At 68.5% G+C, this 16,109-nt stretch carries 16 protein-coding genes and 1 tRNA gene; 2 read left to right on the top strand and 15 right to left on the bottom strand.

Translation table 11 applies throughout. From position 1 onward, the window contains the following. Positions 1 to 48 precede the first annotated feature (48 nt). The 7 genes from NE236_RS06035 to NE236_RS06005 form a co-directional block, all read right to left on the bottom strand. Positions 49 to 900, bottom strand: a complete 852-nt coding sequence (locus tag NE236_RS06035) for an MlaE family ABC transporter permease (protein ID WP_252840802.1) — start codon at positions 898 to 900, stop codon at positions 49 to 51. After that, on the bottom strand, positions 900 to 1,694 hold the full coding sequence (locus NE236_RS06030) for an MlaE family ABC transporter permease (RefSeq protein WP_252840801.1): 795 nt from the start codon (positions 1,692 to 1,694) through the stop codon (positions 900 to 902). The genes NE236_RS06035 and NE236_RS06030 overlap by 1 nt, the downstream gene beginning before the upstream one ends. Continuing rightward, positions 1,694 to 2,716 (bottom strand): ABC transporter ATP-binding protein, encoded by a 1,023-nt coding sequence (locus tag NE236_RS06025; RefSeq protein ID WP_252840800.1) that lies wholly within the window; start codon positions 2,714 to 2,716, stop codon positions 1,694 to 1,696. The genes NE236_RS06030 and NE236_RS06025 overlap by 1 nt, the downstream gene beginning before the upstream one ends. 476 nt (positions 2,717 to 3,192) lie before the next feature. Next, positions 3,193 to 3,576 (bottom strand): 50S ribosomal protein L7/L12, encoded by a 384-nt coding sequence (gene rplL, locus NE236_RS06020; RefSeq protein ID WP_252840799.1) that lies wholly within the window; start codon positions 3,574 to 3,576, stop codon positions 3,193 to 3,195. 75 nt (positions 3,577 to 3,651) lie between these two features. Continuing rightward, positions 3,652 to 4,227 (bottom strand): 50S ribosomal protein L10, encoded by a 576-nt coding sequence (rplJ, locus tag NE236_RS06015; RefSeq protein ID WP_252840798.1) that lies wholly within the window; start codon positions 4,225 to 4,227, stop codon positions 3,652 to 3,654. 318 nt (positions 4,228 to 4,545) lie between these two features. After that, entirely contained in the window at positions 4,546 to 5,385 is an 840-nt protein-coding gene (locus NE236_RS06010) for an SCO4651 family lipoprotein (protein WP_252840797.1), read from the bottom strand. Positions 5,386 to 5,538: 153 nt separating this feature from the next. Continuing rightward, on the bottom strand, positions 5,539 to 7,962 hold the full coding sequence (locus tag NE236_RS06005; protein ID WP_252840796.1) for an ATP-binding protein: 2,424 nt from the start codon (positions 7,960 to 7,962) through the stop codon (positions 5,539 to 5,541). A 182-nt stretch (positions 7,963 to 8,144) separates the two neighbouring features. On the opposite strand from NE236_RS06005, the gene NE236_RS06000 reads away from it, so the two are divergent. Next, positions 8,145 to 9,470 carry a purine-cytosine permease family protein gene (locus NE236_RS06000; RefSeq protein ID WP_252840795.1) on the top strand — a complete coding sequence of 442 codons (1,326 nt, stop codon included), beginning with the start codon at positions 8,145 to 8,147 and terminating at the stop codon, positions 9,468 to 9,470. Between the two features lie 60 nt (positions 9,471 to 9,530). On the opposite strand, the gene NE236_RS05995 is transcribed toward NE236_RS06000, so the two are convergent. The 6 genes from NE236_RS05995 to NE236_RS05970 all read right to left on the bottom strand — a co-directional run bounded on the left by NE236_RS05995 (position 9,531) and on the right by NE236_RS05970 (position 13,248). Then, a complete protein-coding gene (locus tag NE236_RS05995) occupies positions 9,531 to 10,388 on the bottom strand; it encodes an SCO4651 family lipoprotein (protein ID WP_252840794.1) in 858 nt (285 codons plus the stop codon). Between the two features lie 209 nt (positions 10,389 to 10,597). Next, positions 10,598 to 11,323 (bottom strand): 50S ribosomal protein L1, encoded by a 726-nt coding sequence (gene rplA, locus NE236_RS05990; RefSeq protein WP_252840793.1) that lies wholly within the window; start codon positions 11,321 to 11,323, stop codon positions 10,598 to 10,600. A 76-nt stretch (positions 11,324 to 11,399) separates the two neighbouring features. Beyond that, entirely contained in the window at positions 11,400 to 11,834 is a 435-nt protein-coding gene (gene rplK / locus NE236_RS05985; RefSeq protein ID WP_252840792.1) for a 50S ribosomal protein L11, read from the bottom strand. Positions 11,835 to 11,990: 156 nt separating this feature from the next. Beyond that, positions 11,991 to 12,782, bottom strand: a complete 792-nt coding sequence (gene nusG / locus NE236_RS05980; protein WP_252840791.1) for a transcription termination/antitermination protein NusG — start codon at positions 12,780 to 12,782, stop codon at positions 11,991 to 11,993. A 49-nt stretch (positions 12,783 to 12,831) separates the two neighbouring features. Continuing rightward, positions 12,832 to 13,074, bottom strand: a complete 243-nt coding sequence (gene secE / locus NE236_RS05975; RefSeq protein ID WP_252840790.1) for a preprotein translocase subunit SecE — start codon at positions 13,072 to 13,074, stop codon at positions 12,832 to 12,834. 100 nt (positions 13,075 to 13,174) lie between these two features. Then, a tRNA-Trp gene (locus tag NE236_RS05970) sits at positions 13,175 to 13,248 on the bottom strand. A 189-nt stretch (positions 13,249 to 13,437) separates the two neighbouring features. Here NE236_RS05970 and NE236_RS05965 point away from each other — a divergent pair. Continuing rightward, positions 13,438 to 14,640, top strand: a complete 1,203-nt coding sequence (locus NE236_RS05965) for a pyridoxal phosphate-dependent aminotransferase (RefSeq protein ID WP_252840788.1) — start codon at positions 13,438 to 13,440, stop codon at positions 14,638 to 14,640. Positions 14,641 to 14,829: 189 nt separating this feature from the next. Here the strand turns inward: NE236_RS05965 and NE236_RS05960 are convergent, their stop codons facing one another. Both NE236_RS05960 and NE236_RS05955 read right to left on the bottom strand, forming a co-directional pair. Further along, the gene (locus NE236_RS05960; RefSeq protein ID WP_252840787.1) at positions 14,830 to 15,582 is read right to left on the bottom strand and encodes a hypothetical protein; all 753 of its coding nucleotides are present in this window, start codon (positions 15,580 to 15,582) and stop codon (positions 14,830 to 14,832) included. A gap of 3 nt (positions 15,583 to 15,585) precedes the next feature. Beyond that, the gene (locus tag NE236_RS05955; protein WP_252840785.1) at positions 15,586 to 16,101 is read right to left on the bottom strand and encodes a SigE family RNA polymerase sigma factor; all 516 of its coding nucleotides are present in this window, start codon (positions 16,099 to 16,101) and stop codon (positions 15,586 to 15,588) included. Between the last annotated feature and the right edge of the window lie 8 nt (positions 16,102 to 16,109).

Raw genomic sequence — 16,109 nt, 5'->3', positions numbered from 1 at the left:
GTCCTCCCCCGGCTCAGCAATCGACATCGCGCACTCACACCTCTCGTCTCAGCCGGCGATCCGTACCGTGGTGGTCGCGCCCCAGATCGCCATCCCCATGAGCAGGTCCACGATGTTGACGACCACCAGGCTCGTACGGACCGCGCGGCCGACCGCCAGGCCCACGCCGGCCGGTCCGCCACTGGCGTTGTAGCCGTAGTAGCAGTGGATGAGCATGACGAGGATCGCGAAGACCAGGACCTTCCCGAACGACCACAGCACGTCGTGGGGTGGGAGGAACAGGTAGAAGTAGTGGTCGTACGTGCCGCTGGACTGGCCGAACGACACGGTCACGATCAGCCGGGTGGCGACGAACGACGCCAGCAGGCCGATGACGTACAGCGGGATGACCGCGAGCATGCCCGCCACCAGCCGCGTCGTCACCAGGAACGGCAGCGACGGCACGCCCATGACCTCCAGGGCGTCGATCTCGTCGCTGATCCGCATCGCGCCGAGCTGGGCGGTGAAGCCGCAGCCGACCGTGGCCGACAGCGCCAGCGCCGACACCGTGGGCGCCAGCTCGCGCGTGTTGAAGTACGCGGAGACGAACCCGCTGAAGGCGGCGCTGCCGATCTGGTTGAGAGCGTTGTAGCCCTGCAGGCCGACCTCGGTGCCGGTGAAGAACGTCATGAAGCCGACGATCGCCACGCTGCCGCCCATGACGGCCAGGCCACCGGTGCCCAGGCTGACCTCGGCCAGCAGGCGGATGACCTCCTTCTTGTAGCGGAAGATCACCCGCCAGACCCACGCGAACGCCCGCACGTAGAACGCCATCTGGTGGCCGAAGCCCTCCAGTCGCTCCATCGGAGCGTCGATGACGCGCTTGGCGGTGCGGAACCCGCCCCAGGCACCGGCCGCCATCACATGCCCTTCTGCGGGACGAGCTGGAAGTACAGCGCGCTGAGCACGAAGTTCTCCACGAACAGGGCCATGGCCGCGATGACGACGGTCTGGTTCACCGCGTCACCCACGCCCTTGGGGCCGCCGGAGGCGGTCAGGCCCTTGTAGGAGGCGACGAGCGCGGCGGTGACGCCGAACACGACCGCCTTCACCTCGGCCTGGTAGAGGTCGGACAGCTGGGCGAGGCCGTTGAACGAGGCGATGTAGGCGCCAGGCGTGCCGCCCTGCAGCATGACGTTGAAGACGTAGCCGCCGGCGATGCCGACGACGGAGACGATCCCGTTGAGGAAGAGCCCGACGAAGGCGCAGGCCAGCACCCGCGGCACCACGAGGCGGTGCAGCGGGTTGATGCCGAGCACCTCCATCGCGTCGATCTCCTCGCGGATCTTCCGGGCGCCCAGGTCGGCGCAGATGGCCGAGCCCGCGGCGGCGGCGATGAGCAGCGCCGTCACGATCGGGCTGGCCTCGCGGACGATCGCCAGCACCGCGGTGGATCCGGTCTGCGACTGCGCGCCGAGCTGCCGGATCAGGTTGCCGACCTGCAGCGACAGGACCGCACCGAAGGGGATGGCCACCATGATCGTGGGCGCGACCGTGACGCTGACGATGAACCATGCCTGCTGCAGGAACTCCTGCCACTGGAACGGCCACTTGAACATCGCCCGGAAGGTGTCCAGCGACAGGGCGAAGAAGCGGCCCGGCTCGCGCAGTGTGACATTGGCCACACCGTCGGCCACCTTGCCGGCGCGCGCCATCAGCGGGCGCCTTCGGGGTGCTGCCCGGCACCGGCCGACATGGCGGCGATGTACCGCGGCCACTCCTGGAGCCAGTCGCGGCCCATCTCGTCGATGAAGGACCCGGGCGGTGCGGTGACGCCGTGCGTCCGCAGCCACTCGCCGGGCGGTCGCTGGGTGCGGCGGATGCGCCCGTCGCTGGTCATGAGCTGCGGCGGGATGGGAGGCAGCTCACCCGGGTCGCGTCCCAGGCGGGCCTCGGCCTCCAGCTCGGAGATGTCCTTCTCCTCCGACATGCCGATCGGGCCGACCCTGCGGGCGTTGAGGAACTGCCGGACGACCGGCTCCTCACTGGACAGCAGCATCTCGCGCGGACCGAACATCACCAGCTGGCGGAGGAACAGCAGGCCGATGTTGTCCGGGACGGTACGGGCGGTGTTGATGTCGTGCGTGACGATGAGGAACGTCGCATCGATCTCGGCGTTGAGGTCGACGATGAGCTGGTTGAGGTACGCCGTGCGGACCGGGTCGAGGCCGGAGTCGGGCTCGTCGCAGAGAATGATCTCCGGGTCGAGGACCAGGGCGCGGGCCAGGCCGGCCCGCTTCTTCATGCCGCCGGAGATCTCGCCGGGGAGCTTGTTCTCGGCCCCCACCAGGCCGACCATCTCCATCTTCTCCATGACGATGCGCCGGACCTCGGACTCGGACTTGCGCGTGTGCTCGCGCAGTGGGAAGGCGACGTTGTCGTAGAGGTTCATCGAGCCGAACAGCGCGCCGTCCTGGAACAGCACCCCGAACAGCTTCCGCACCTCGTACATGTCGTGCTCGCGGAGGTTCGGCATGTCCTTGTCGCCGATCCAGCAGTGCCCGCGGTCGGGCTTGAGCAGGCCGACCATCGTCTTGAGGAACACCGACTTGCCGGTGCCGGAGGGTCCGAGGAGGACGGAGATCTCACCGGCGGGCAGTGTCAGCGTGACGTCCTCCCAGATGACCTGACGCCCGAAGGACTTGGTCAGCCCTTCGACTCTGATTTCGACGCCCACTCGTCACCTTTCGTCCAGCCGGCCCAGGGGTGTCCGGTACAACGAGCGAGTTACCGATGGGTTACGTTGCCGCGCGTTACCGGATCACACAGAGCCACAGAACAGTGGCGGGGGGCCATCGTGCGTGCCGCGTCAACCTACCGTAGTCATCCCTCGCTCGAATGGAAGAGGTAAAGCCGTAGTCATCGGCACGGAGACTGCCTTGTAAGCGGATCGTTACTCGCGTCAGAGTTATGAGACTAGTGGTCCAACAGCGCCCTTGGGAAGAGGTCGCCCGGCGGGCGGGACCCCGAAACACGCACGGAGCGTTCGGAAACGATCACTTGCATGACCCACAGGGTATCAACCAAGCGCTTGATCGGTAACCTGGTTCACCGTTGCGCTTCGCGAGACGTCGCCGCGGGAACGCCGAAGGGCGGCCACCCGCATGGGTGACCGCCCTCCGAGAGCGCTGAGAAAGCGCGGGAGAAGACGCCTTACTTGACGGAGACCGTCGCGCCGGCCTTCTCCAGGGCCTCCTTGGCCTTGCCGGCCGCTTCCTTGTTGACCTTCTCCAGCAGCGCCTTCGGCGCGCCGTCGACCAGGTCCTTGGCCTCCTTCAGGCCGAGGCTCGTGAGGGCGCGAACCTCCTTGATGACCTGGATCTTCTTGTCACCGGCGGCCTCGAGGATGACGTCGAACTCGTCCTGCTCCTCGGGGGCCTCGGCAGCGGCACCCGGGGCGGCGGCGGCGGCAACCGCGACCGGGGCGGCGGCCTTGACGTCGAAGGTCTCCTCGAACTGCTTCACGAACTCGGAGAGCTCGAGAAGGGTCATCTCCTTGAAAGTGTCGAGCAGCTCGTCCGTGCTGAGCTTCGCCATGGTGTTGCTTCCTCCTGTTGAAAACCCGCGTCGCTCGAGCGGGTGGGGTACTTCAGGTCTGTTACGACCGCGGGATCAACCCTCGTCCGGCGTCTCGGCCGGCGCCTCGGCGGCGGCCTCGGTGGCCCCGCCTTCCTCTTCACGCTTGACGCGCAGGGCCTCGGCCAGCTGAGCGGCCTTGACCGGCAGCGCGTTGAAGACGGCGGCGGCATTGCCCATCGACGCCTTCATCGCGCCCGCGAGCTTCGCGAGGAGGACCTCGCGGGACTCGAGGGAGGCGAGCGTGGTGATGTCCTCGGACGTCATCGACTTACCGTCGACGACGCCGCCCTTGATCACCAAGTTCGGGTTGGCCTTGGCAAAGTCACGCAGGCCCTTGGCGGCCTCGACCACATCGCCCTTGACGAACGCGATCGCCGACGGGCCCTGGAGCAGCTGCTCGAGCTCCTCGGTGATCCCGGCCTCGCGTGCAGCGATCTTGGTCAGCGTGTTCTTCACCACGGCGAAACGTGCATTCTCACCGAGCGATCGGCGCAGCTCACTGATCTGCGCCACGGTGAGCCCGCGGTACTCGGTCAGCACGGCACCGCTCGAGCTCTCGAACTCGGTCCTGAGCTCGGCGACCGCCGCCGCCTTGTCCGCCCTCGCCATGGGCCTCCTTCCAGATGTACGCCGGTGGAGAAGGCCCAGAAAATGCGATGCGCCCCGGCGCAGGTGCACCGGGGCGGAGGACACGACCAGCACCGGGTCATGTCTCAGCTCTCGATCTCACCTACGCGGGCCGCCCGCTGTGCGGGACCTTCAGTCACCCCGTGGGTGACGACCGGCGGTCTTCGGCGTTGACAGCGTACGCGATGTCGCACGCACCACCAAATCGGCGTCCCGGCCGGCGGCCGAGACGCTATCACCGGCGGTTGCCGCAGCCCGGGGGGTCGCGCGGCAACGGCCAGTGATCATGAAACCCCTGGGTCAGCCGGCGGACTTCACCTGGCTCGCGGGCGGGGCCGAGATGGAGACCGGCTTATTGAAGCCGCTGTACGTCGTCGTGCTGCTCGTCTGTACCTGGGCGCCGGCCGGGCTCTTGACCGTCATCTTGCGCGGGAGCTGCTGGTCGTCGACCCACAGGTCGAACTCCATCTTGTCCAGCCCGGTCTTGGCGATCAGCTGCTGCATCTTCTCGCGCTGGTCGCTGCCGAGCTTGGCCAGCGCCGCCTGGACGGAGTACGTGCCCTGGTAGTGGGTGGTCGGCGTGCCATCGACGGTCTCGGCTCCGACCTTGCGCACGTCCTTGGAGGCGGTCAGCATCCGAACGTTGGCCGAGGGGTCGGCCTGCTGCGACTGGTTCATCAGCGACTTGACGTCGATGCCGCTCCGCGCGCCCAGCTTGCTCAGCGACATCTTGACCCACGCCTTGCCGCCGCTCTGGTTCGAGAGCGCCGCCATCTTCATGTACAGGTTGTCGCCCAGCAGGATCTCCTGGAGGCCACCGGTCTCCCGCCCGCCGACCGACATGCTGGGGATGGTCATCTTCATCGCCAGGCTGGGCCTCAGCCGGTAGGAGATCCGGCCGGTCATCCGCGTCTGCTGCCCGGACATCGAGGTCTGCGAGGAGATTGCGGCCTGGAACGTCTTGATCTCGCTGGCCTTCTGCGACACCGTGCTCACGGCCTGCTCGGCCGCGAGGGCCGCGTTGGCGGACGACGGCCCGCTTCCGTGCGCCTGCTTGCCGCCGCCTTCGCCGCCACATGCGGCAAGGGACAGGGCCAGGACGGACCCGGTGACGGCGAAGACGGCGTTTCGGCGAATCATCAGCGTTTCCTTCGAAGTCGATGTGCGCACGCTGAACGGCAGTCGTACGCGGTCGGACGGGAGTTGGACGCTGCAGCGGCACGACTGGTTCGATCTTGTGATCCGGCACTCAAATCGTCCTTGCCGCCGATGACGCGCCGATCCGTGGATCCGTCAGGACGCCCAGGTCCTCGACCCGCCGGGCGGTTCCGGCTCCGCGGCGGACGACGAAGTCGGGCGGTCCTGTACGACCCACGCGGCGATCTGCGCGCGGGAGGTGAAGCCGAGCTTGCCGAGCACGTGCTCGACGTGGCTCTCGGCGGTGCGCTGGGCGATCAGTAGCCGCGCGGCGATCTGCTTGTTGCTCAATCCCTGGGCGATGAGCTCGGCGATCTGGCGTTCCCGGTGGGTCAGGTAGGTCCCGCGCCGGCCGTCCGTCGTCACCAAGGTGTCCGAGGTCATCGGGGCATCGGGCGCCGACTCGCCGAGCGCGTAGGCGAGCAGCCTCGCGCGGGGAATGAGCCCGCCCCGTTGGAAGGCGGCGCCGTAAGCGACGGCTCCGAGAACCTCGCGTGTCTTGGCCACGCACTCGTCGTGGTAGCACCGCAGGTAGGGGAACGGAGCTCCGCCGAACGACCGCCACAGCCCGTCCAGCGCACCGAACAGCGTGGCGGCCCGTTCAGGCGGTCCTTCCGCGGCGATGATCCAGGCGAGCACCTCCATCGCCCGGGCGAGGGCGATCGGATCGTCGAACGGCGACGCGAGGCGGATGCTCTCCGTGGCCGCGGCGCGCGCATCCGCGGTGTCCCCCCGCCTCCAGTGCAGCAGGCTGAGCACCCACAGCATGACGGCCCGGTTGAATCGCTCACCGCGGGCTTCGCAGAGGGCGAGAGCCTCCTCGCAGAACACGATCCCGGTGGCGAAGTCCTCGTTGAGAGCGGCCAGTACCGCCATCCGGTCCAGCGCGCAGACGATGCCCAGTTCGTCGTCGGTGGCCCGGTGGTGGGGAAGCGCGGCCCGGTACATCGACTCGGCCTGCGTCAGTTCACCGGCGCCCATCGCGGCGTATCCGCTGAGCTGCGTCGCCCAGGCCCCGGCCACCTCGTCGCCCACCTTCTCGGCCAGATCACCGCTCTCCTTCAGAAGCGGCCGCGCGGCGTCCAGATCTCCCTGCATGAGCGCGAGCCAGGCATCGACCCACAGCGCCGCGGCGCGCGCCCGGGTCGGCCGGGTGTCCAACGCGAGTGCGCGGTCCAGCACCCGGCGTCCCTCACCGAGGAACCCCGTCACCAGCCAGTAGGACCGCAGATCCGCGGCCACCCGCTGAACGGCTTCGGCCTGGCCGGGATCGGTCGAGTCGCACTCCAGCGCCACGCGCAGGTTCGCATGATCGACGCGCAGGCGCGTGAACCATTCGAGCTGGTCGGGACCGAAGATCTCGCCGGCCACACGCCCCGCCAGTTGCCGGTACCAATCCCGGTGCCGTCGCATCACCGCTCCGGCCTCACCGGATTCGCCCAAGCGGGCGGCGCCGTACTCGCTCAGCGTCTCCAACATCCGGTACCTGGTCCGTCCGTTGTGCTCCTGGCACAACAGGACCGACTTATCGATCAGCCCACCGACCTGCTCGAACACCTCATCGGCCGTCAGCCCCCCGACCTGGTCGCACTTCTCGTCGGCTGACAGGCCGTCATCGGAGCAGACCGCCTCCGCGGCCTCCAGATCGAATCCCCCCCGGAACACCGACGACCGGATCCATACCGTCCGCTCCTTGGCCGAGCACAGCTGGTAGCTCCACGCGATGAGTGCCTGCAGTGTCCGTTGCCGGTCCGGCAGGTCCTGCCCTTCGGCCCGCAGCAGTCGGAAGCGGTCCCGTAGCCCGTCGCGCAGTTGTTCGAGCGAGAGCGACCGCAGCTGCGCCGCCGCCAGCTCGATGGCGAGTGGAATCCCGTCCAGCTGCCGGCAGATATCGGTCACCGTCGCCCGGTTGTCCTTGCCCACGGTGAAACCAGAGAGCACCTGAGCCGCCCGCTCCGCGAAGAGGCGTACGCTGTCGCACCGCGTCAGACATTCCAGCGGAGGTGGGGTCTCGGCGTCCGGCAGCGCCAGTGGCGGCACCTGCACCAGTTGCTCACCCGGAATCGACAGGGGCTCACGGCTCGTGGCGAGGACCCGGACCCCAGCGGCTCCACGCAATATCGCACCGACCAGCAGCGCACACGCGTCGATCAGGTGCTCGCAGTTGTCCAGCACGATCAGCAGCTGCCGGTCGCTCAACCGGTCGGCGAGTGCCGACGGGTCCCACTGGCCGATCTCGTCACGCAGCCCGAGTGCCGCAGCGAGAACATGGACGAGCACGCCGGGATCGGTCAGCTTGGCCAGGCCGACGAACCGGACGCCGTCCGGAAAGGCATGGTCGAGTCTTCCGGCGACCTGTAGCGCGAGGCGCGTCTTACCGACCCCGCCGACGCCCGTCAGCGTGACCAGCCGGCTGCCCGCGAACATGCCTTTGATGTCCGCCACCTCGCGCTGGCGTCCGACGAAGGTGGTCAGGAATCTGGGCACGTTCGGGTGGCCAAGCCCACAGGCTGGACCCATGCCGTACAGCCTAATACGCAGGTCGAACGCCCTCTCTGGCGAATCCCCCGCGGAATGGGCGGGCGACATTCAGCCGCGCCGGCCATGGTGGACACTGAGAGTAACCCGGCTCACATGTGGTGACAGTCGCAGCGCGCGTTCCGCCGGTTCCCGCGCCACACGTACCTCGAGTTGAGGGCCCGATGAACAAGACCGCCGCGGTCGAGGATTACGCCCTCACGCGCGTACCCGCCCAAGCCCGTTATTCATGGTGGTCCGTCGCACTGCAGCGCTTCGGGCAGTTGTCCGCGCTCAGCCAGTTCCTGCTCGGCGCCACTCTCGGCTTCGGCATGCGCTTCTGGGCCGCCTTCTGGGCGATCACCCTGGGCGCCGTCGTCCTCGAACTCGTCTCGATCTTCGTGGGGATCATCGGCGTCCGCGAAGGGATGTCCACGTCCATGCTCGCCCGCTGGACCGGGTTCGGCCGCAGCGGCTCCGCCCTGATCGGCCTGGCCATCGGCATCAGTCTCATCGGCTGGTTCGGCGTCCAGACGGCGGTGTCGGCCGAGGGCCTGGCGCACCTGTTGCATGCCTCCTCCACGGCCGTTCCGGTGCTCTCCCTGTGCATGGGCCTTGTCGTGACGGTCATCGCGGTGTTCGGCTTCCACAGCATGGCGTGGACCGCCTACGTGGCCGTGCCCGCGTTCATGATCTTGGTGACCTGGGCGATCGGCGCGGCGCTGATCGGGCACCCGCTCAAGGCCCTGGTGGCGGCCGCGCCCTCAGGGCCGCCCATGACGTTGCTCGAGGGAACGACGCTCGTCGCCGGCGGTTTCATCGTCGGTGCCGTCATGACCCCGGACATGACCCGCTACAACCGTGGCATGGCCGACGTCGTGAAGCAGACCATCGTCGGCATCGGCCTCGGCGAGTACATCTTCAGCCTGTCCGGGGTCCTGCTCGCGCACGCCTTCAACACCAACGACGTCATCGCGATCGTGACCTCGTCCGTGGGATGGGCGGGTGTCCTCGTCATCACGCTGGGCACGCTCAAGATCAATGACTGGAACCTGTACTCCTCCGGGCTCGGCCTGGTGAACTTCGTCGCCACGGTCTTCGGCAGGCGCATTCCGCGTGCCCTGGCCACACTGGTCGTCGGTGTCCTCGGCTCCGTGCTGGCGGCAGGCGGCATCCTGCAGCGATTCACCGAATTCCTGGACCTGCTCGGCGTGGCCTTCCCGCCGATCCCCGGCATCATGGTCGCCGAGTACTTCGTCGTGCGCCGGTGGAGACCTGACCTCGCCAGGAGCCGCGACGCCGAACAGGCACCCGACGCCATGCCCACCTGGGTGCCGGCGACGCTCGTGATCTGGGCGGTCTCCGCGCTCACCGCCAAGTACGCCCCCGTGGGGATCAGCAGCGTCAACGCCCTGATCCTGGCCTTCGTCCTCTATATCGTCGCGGACCGCCTCGGTCTGGTGAAGGAGTCCGGCACGACCGCGACGGAGCCAGATCGCCGGGGGGACTAGTCACCCGTCCGCCCGGTCGGCGCGACCCGCGGCGAGGCCGCCGCGGGTCGCTTCCGGCTTCTAGCCAGGCAGGCGCGGGGAGTGGCCGCCTCCCCAGGACTGCGTCAGGCTGTTGCCGTCGGCGACCTGGTTCGCCGGCGGCGCGGAGACGCTGAAGGACTTGTTGTAGTCGCTGTAGATCATGGTGGCGGTGGCCGCGCCATCGGACGCGGCGCTCTTCGCCGTGAGCTTGCGCGGCAGGTTGTCCGCGCCGACCCACAGGTCGAACGCGACGCTCTTCGCGCCGCTCTTCTGGTAGAGGTCCTGGAACGACTGCTTGGCCTTGCCGTTGAGCTGCGCCGCGGCGTCCTTCGCGGTGATCGTCCCGGTGTAGTGGGTGGTCTTCACCCCATCGATCGTCTGGGTGCCGGCCTTGCGCACGTCCTTCGAGCTGGTGAAGATCTTCGTCTGCTGGGCGGGGTCGGCCTGCTTGAGGATCGCGTTCAGGTCCACGCCGGCCTGCTGCGCAGCCTTCGAGACCGAGAACTTCACCCACGGCTTGCCGCCGGTGAACTGTGTGAGCTGCGAGGGGACCTTCCCGTAGATGTTGTCGCCGAGAAGGATGGCGCGCAGCCCGGACTCCACCGAGTGGCCGCCGAAGCCGGCCTGGTCGAGGGTGCCGACGGCGGCGAGGTCCGGGCGCAGCCGGACCTGGACGACGCCGTGCGCCTTGGAGGCCGCCTGCCCGCTGCCGCTCTCGGTGATGTCGACCTTGTAGGACTTGACGGTACTGGTCTTCTGAGCCGCCAGGCCGATCGCCTGGGCGGCGGATACGTTCACGGCGTCGGCGCCGCCTCCCCTGGCGGCGCCCCCGCACCCGGCGAGAGAGACCATCAGGGCGGCACCAGCGGCCGTGCCCACGGCATATCGACGAACCATGTGTGAACCCTCCTGCGAGTCGCGTACGGCCCCCGGCTCGTGAGAGCGCGAACGCCTGGTTCCAGCACTATCGAGTGTTACCTCCAGAGATCTTGTAAACATCCCCCGGGGGGACCAGATCTCCTCATTTCGCGTCAGACGTAAGTCGTACACGGGAACGCACGAAGGGGCGCCCCGTACGGGAGCGCCCCTTCGTGACCGCTGATGCGTCAGCTCGCCGCGGCGTCTTCGAAATCCGCGGTGAGGTTGCGCGTGATGTTCGGGTCGACCGGGATGCCCGGGCCCATCGTCGTGCTCAGGGTCGCCTTCTTGATGTAGCGCCCCTTGGCCGCCGACGGCTTGAGCCGCAGGATCTCCTCCAGCGCGGCGGCGTAGTTCTCCACGAGCTGCTGCTCGCTGAAGGACGTCTTGCCGGCGATGAAGTGCAGGTTCCCGTGGCGGTCCACGCGGAACTCGATCTTGCCGCCCTTGATCTCGGAGACGGCCTTGGCCACGTCGGGGGTGACGGTGCCGGTCTTCGGGTTCGGCATGAGGCCACGGGGGCCGAGCACGCGGCCGAGCCGGCCGACCTTGCCCATCATGTCCGGCGTCGCCACGACGGCGTCGAAGTCGAGCCAGCCGCCCTGGATCCGCTCGATCATGTCGTCGGAACCGACGTGGTCGGCGCCGGCCTCGCGGGCCTCGTCGGCCTTGGCGCCACCGGCGATGACCAGCACGCGGGCGGTCTTACCGGTGCCGTGCGGCAGGTTGACGGTGCCGCGGACCATCTGGTCGGCCTTACGGGGGTCCACCCCGAGCCGGAACGCGACCTCGACGGTGGCGTCGAACTTGCTCGACGTGGTCTCCTTGGCCAGCTTCACGGCCTCGGCCGGGCTGTACAGCGCCGACTTGTCGATCTTGGTGTCGGCGTTGCGGTACGCCTTGCTGCGCTTCATTTCTCTCTCCTGTCGTGGAGCTCGTGGTACGGGCCGGCGCTCGGCCCTCCCACCGATTTACTGGTTCGCCGCGGGATCAGTCGGCGACGGTGATGCCCATGGAACGGGCGGTGCCGGCGATGATCTTCTGTGCCTGCTCGGGCGAGTTCGCGTTGAGGTCCGGCATCTTGGTGGCGGCGATGTCCCGGAGCTGGTCGCGGGTGATCGAGCCGACCTTGCTCTTGTGCGGCTCGCCGCTGCCCTTGTCGACGCCGGCGGCCTTCTTGATCAGCTGCGCGGCTGGCGGGGTCTTGGTGACGAACGTGAACGAGCGGTCCTCGTAGATGGTGATCTCTACGGGGATGACGTTGCCGCGCTGGGACTCGGTCGCAGCGTTGTACTGCTTGCAGAAGTCCATGATGTTGACGCCGTGCGGGCCGAGGGCGGTACCCACCGGCGGTGCGGGCGTCGCCTGGCCGGCCTGCAGCTGGACCTTGACGACCGCGGAGATCTTCTTCTTCTTGGGAGGCATGCCTCACCCCTTCGTTCCGATTGGTTCGCCGGCCCCTACTCCCACGGTGGGGCGACGCGGCGGTTGGAACGTCGACCGCCGCGTTGGGACCGCTTCCCCCGCGGGTACGCGGGGACGTCTACCTGAGGGTATGTGCCGGAGCGTCGTGCTCCGACGTCAGATCTTGGAGACCTGGTTGAAGGACAACTCGACCGGAGTCTCACGACCGAAGATCGACACCAGCACCTTGAGCTTCTGCGCCTCGGCGTTGATCTCGTTGACGGTCGCGGGGAGGGTGGCGAAGGGACCGTCCATGACGGTGACCGACTCGCCCACCTCGAAGTCGACGGTGGCCGCCAACTTCGCCGTCTCCTTGCTCTTCGCCTGCTCCTCCGGCTCGGGCGCGAGCAGCGACGCGACCTCCTTGAGGTGCAGCGGCGACGGCGTGTTCGACAGCCCGACGAACCCGGTCACGCCCGGCGTGTTGCGGACGGCGGCCCAGGACTCGTCGGTGAGCTCCATGCGGACCAGGATGTAGCCCGGCAGGACCTTCTCGTTGACCTTCTGACGCTTGCCGCCCTTGACCTCGGTGACCTCGTGCTGCGGCACCTCGACCTGGAAGATGAAGTCCTCCATGTTGAGCGACTGGGTGCGCTGCTCGATGTTGGTCTTCACGCGGTTCTCATAGCCGGCGTACGAGTGAACGACGTACCACTCGCCCGGCAGGAGCCGCAGCTGGGTCATGAACTCTTCGACCGGGTCCGACGCCTCGTCGGACGCCTCGTCCGGCGTCTCCTCGGACGCTTCGCCCGACGCCTCTTCTGACGCTTGGGCGGACGCCTCTTCGGACGCTTGGGCGGACGTTTCGTCGGACTCCGTGGCGACTTCCTCAGCCTCGGCCGAAGCCGGCGCTTCCACCGACTCGGCCTCTTCGATGGCCTCGTCGTGAAGCTCTGGGGACTCGGACACGGTCACTCTTTCTCTCGTCTGTGGGTTGCTGATGGAATCCGGCACGCGATCAGCCGAAGAGCTTCAGCACAACCCAGGAGAAGGCGTTGTCGAGACCGAACACGATCGCGACGACGATGATCACGAAGACCAGCGACACGGTCGTGTAGGTGACGAGCTCGTTGCGCGTAGGCCAGATGACCTTGCGCAGCTCGGCGACCACCTGGCGGTAGAACAGGAGAGGCGAAGTCCGCTTCTTGACGGACTTCTCCGTGTCCTTGGCTGCGGCCTCGCCGCGTGTTTCGGTCGCCATTGGTGTCGACGCATCCCCTCGTCGGTTGTGTCGCGAACTTCCGGTGTGGGCGTGCGTTCAGTACGCCCGCGCACGTGCGCCGTGCACGAACCGTATTCCGCAGGGCAGGAGGGACTCGAACCCCCAACCACCGGTTTTGGAGACCGGGACTCTGGCCAATTGAGCTACTGCCCTTCGCAGTGTCGTCGCGGCCATGGCACGCGAGAACCATGCCGGACGCCACTAGGTCACGCAGTCTACGTCTCAAACCGCCCCCGCGTCGAACCAAACGCCGATCGGGCGCTCCGCGCCGCCCCGCACCCCCGTCCCCGTACCCCGGATATCGAGCTGAGGCCTGCCTCGACGTCTGCGACGATAGGTGTCATGAGCACTCGAATCTCCGCTCGGATCGCCGCGATCTCCGAGTCCGCGACGCTCGCCGTCGACGCCAAGGCCAAGGCGCTGAAGGCCGCGGGGCGTCCGGTGATCGGATTCGGCGCCGGCGAGCCCGACTTCCCGACTCCGGACTACATCGTCGAGGCCGCCGCAGAGGCGTGCCACAACCCCCGGTTCCACAAGTACACGCCCGCCGGGGGGCTGCCCGAGCTGAAGGCCGCGGTCGCGGAGAAGACCAGGCGCGACTCCGGCTTCGAGGTCGAGGCGTCGCAGGTGCTCATCACCAACGGCGGCAAGCAGGCGGTGTACGAGGCGTTCGCCGCGCTGCTCGACCCGGGCGACGAGGTCATCGTGCCCACGCCGTACTGGACGACCTACCCGGAGTCGATCAAGCTGGCCGGCGGCGTTCCGGTCGACGTTGTCGCCGACGAGACCACCGACTACCTGGTGAGCGTCGACCAGCTGGAGCGTGCCCGCACCGACCGCACGAAGGTGCTGCTCTTCGTCTCCCCGTCGAACCCCACCGGCGCGGTCTACACCCGTGAGCAGGTCGCCGAGATCGGCCGCTGGGCCGTCGAGCACGACCTGTGGGTCATCACGGACGAGATCTACGAGCACCTCGTCTACGGCGACGCCGAGTTCTCCTCGATGCCGGTGGTCGTGCCGGAGCTGGCCGACCGCACCCTGGTCCTCAACGGCGTGGCCAAGACGTACGCGATGACGGGCTGGCGCGTGGGATGGCTGATCGGCCCGCAGGACGTCGTGAAGGCCGCGACCAACATGCAGTCCCACGCGACCTCGAATGTGGCGAACGTCTCACAGGCCGCGGCGCTCGCGGCGGTGACCGGCGACCTGTCGGCCGTGGCGAAGATGCGCACGGCGTTCGACCGGCGCCGCCAGACGATCGTGCGGATGCTGGGCGACATCCCTGGCGTCTTCTGCCCCGAGCCGAAGGGCGCGTTCTACGTCTACCCGTCGGTCAAGGAGCTGCTGGGCAAGGAGATCCGCGGCAAGCGCCCGCAGACCTCCGTCGAGCTGGCCGCGCTGATCCTCGAGGAGGCAGAGGTCGCCCTGGTCCCCGGCGAGGCGTTCGGCACACCGGGCTACTTCCGCCTGTCCTACGCCCTCGGCGACGAGGACCTGGCCGAAGGCGTCGGCCGCGTGGCCAAGCTGCTCACCGAGGCGCACTGACCCGGGTCACGCCGGCAGAGGTCCGCTGACCGACGGCGGACATGACGACGCCCCGCGAGCACCACGGTGCTCGCGGGGCGTCTCCGGTTCGGCGTCCTGGGCCGCGATGTGGGGAGGGGTGACTTCGGCCGGCCTGTTCGGCCCCGTCGGCCTCAGTCGACCCCGTCGGGCTCAGCCGACGCCGATGGCTCAATCGATTCGAACGCCTTCGGCGACGCGCATCAGCTGGGTGCCGAGTGTGGGTGCGACCCCTACCCAGACGCCGAGCCCACTGCGCTCGATCCACATGACCTGGCCGACTGCCGGGCCTCCGGCGGCGCGCAGTGCGGCGTGGCCGTGCACCTTGGCGTGTTCGGTCACGGGCGGGGCGAAGCCCAGGTCGGCCGGTCCCTTCAGCGCGTCGTCGCGCACGAGCCGTACCTCGATCCAGCCCGCCGGGCCGGTCCAGCGGCAGGTCGTCGTGCGGCGCGCACCGGTGTGCCCGCCCTGGCAGCTCTCACCGGGGTCGATGCCCGCGGGCAGGTAGCCCAGGAGTGCCTTGACGGACCCGGGAACCGCGACGTGCGTTCCGGTGCTGGGGTGCCGCGACGGCTTCGTCCCCGAGTGGACCGGAGCCGACGGGCTCGTCGACGGCGATGCCGACCTGATGCCCGGCGACGCGGACTGCGAGGGCAGGGCGGGCGTGGCCGTCGTCGCTCCGCCGCCTCCGGTGTGCCGGCCCGCCGGTCCCGGAGCGCTGACGGGCTGCGTGCGGATGGCCTGATAGGTGGGGATCACCGCGATGGCGACCACGACCCCCGCCGCCGCCACGGCGATCGTCGCTCGCCGCCGCACCGTCCGCTGGTGGCGATGCCGTGCCTCACCCGCCAACGTGCCGGGCGCCGACACCCCCGTGACATGCTCCGCCATGGCCTGCCGGAGTTCATTCTCCAGATCATCCATGGTTCACCCCCTTGACGCCGCCGCCTGTGCGGACTTTCCCATTCGTTCGCGGAGGCGGGCGAGGCCCCGCGCGGCCTGACTCTTGACGGTGCCCACCGAGCAGCCGAGCATGGTGGCCGTCTCCGCCTCGGACATGTCCTCCCAGTACCGGAGGACCAGCACCGCCCGCTGGCGCGGGCCGAGCCGCTTGAGTTCCTCGATGAGCACGCCGCGCAGCTCTACCGTGCCCGTCTCGGAGGCCGTCGGCGTCTCCGGCGGGGTCGCCATCTGGACCTCGCGCAGGACCCGCCAACGTCGGGCCCGGCTGACGGACAGGTTGACCAGGATCTTCCGGACGTACGGCTCCGGGTTGGCGTCGGGCTTCATCCGGCCCCAGTGCCGATAGGCCTTCTCCAGAGCCGTCTGCAGCAGATCCTCCGCATCCGTCCGCGCCCCGCACAGCAGCTGGGCGGTTCGAAGCAGCGCGGTACCGCGCTCCGCCACGAACTCGACGAATGACTCGTCGTCTCGACGCGCCAAGGCACTCC

The organism is Actinoallomurus purpureus (assembly GCF_024055795.1).
GTDB classification, from domain to species: domain Bacteria; phylum Actinomycetota; class Actinomycetes; order Streptosporangiales; family Streptosporangiaceae; genus Actinoallomurus; species Actinoallomurus purpureus.
The sequence above is the reverse complement of the archived record's forward strand: the minus strand, read 5'-3'. Positions and strand labels throughout refer to the sequence as shown.

Bases quoted from the DNA above. Each gene is read 5' to 3' on its own strand.
- rplL (WP_252840799.1), bottom strand. From the start codon at position 3,576: ATGGCGAAGCTCAGCACGGACGAGCTGCTCGACACTTTCAAGGAGATG.
- NE236_RS06035 (WP_252840802.1), bottom strand. From the start codon at position 900: ATGGCGGCCGGTGCCTGGGGCGGGTTCCGCACCGCCAAGCGCGTCATC.
- NE236_RS06010 (WP_252840797.1), bottom strand. From the start codon at position 5,385: ATGATTCGCCGAAACGCCGTCTTCGCCGTCACCGGGTCCGTCCTGGCC.
- rplK (WP_252840792.1), bottom strand. From the start codon at position 11,834: ATGCCTCCCAAGAAGAAGAAGATCTCCGCGGTCGTCAAGGTCCAGCTG.
- NE236_RS05965 (WP_252840788.1), top strand. From the start codon at position 13,438: ATGAGCACTCGAATCTCCGCTCGGATCGCCGCGATCTCCGAGTCCGCG.
- NE236_RS06030 (WP_252840801.1), bottom strand. From the start codon at position 1,694: ATGGCGCGCGCCGGCAAGGTGGCCGACGGTGTGGCCAATGTCACACTG.
- NE236_RS06000 (WP_252840795.1), top strand. From the start codon at position 8,145: ATGAACAAGACCGCCGCGGTCGAGGATTACGCCCTCACGCGCGTACCC.
- rplA (WP_252840793.1), bottom strand. From the start codon at position 11,323: ATGAAGCGCAGCAAGGCGTACCGCAACGCCGACACCAAGATCGACAAG.
- NE236_RS05995 (WP_252840794.1), bottom strand. From the start codon at position 10,388: ATGGTTCGTCGATATGCCGTGGGCACGGCCGCTGGTGCCGCCCTGATG.
- secE (WP_252840790.1), bottom strand. From the start codon at position 13,074: ATGGCGACCGAAACACGCGGCGAGGCCGCAGCCAAGGACACGGAGAAG.
- rplJ (WP_252840798.1), bottom strand. From the start codon at position 4,227: ATGGCGAGGGCGGACAAGGCGGCGGCGGTCGCCGAGCTCAGGACCGAG.
- NE236_RS06005 (WP_252840796.1), bottom strand. From the start codon at position 7,962: ATGGGTCCAGCCTGTGGGCTTGGCCACCCGAACGTGCCCAGATTCCTG.
- NE236_RS05960 (WP_252840787.1), bottom strand. From the start codon at position 15,582: ATGGATGATCTGGAGAATGAACTCCGGCAGGCCATGGCGGAGCATGTC.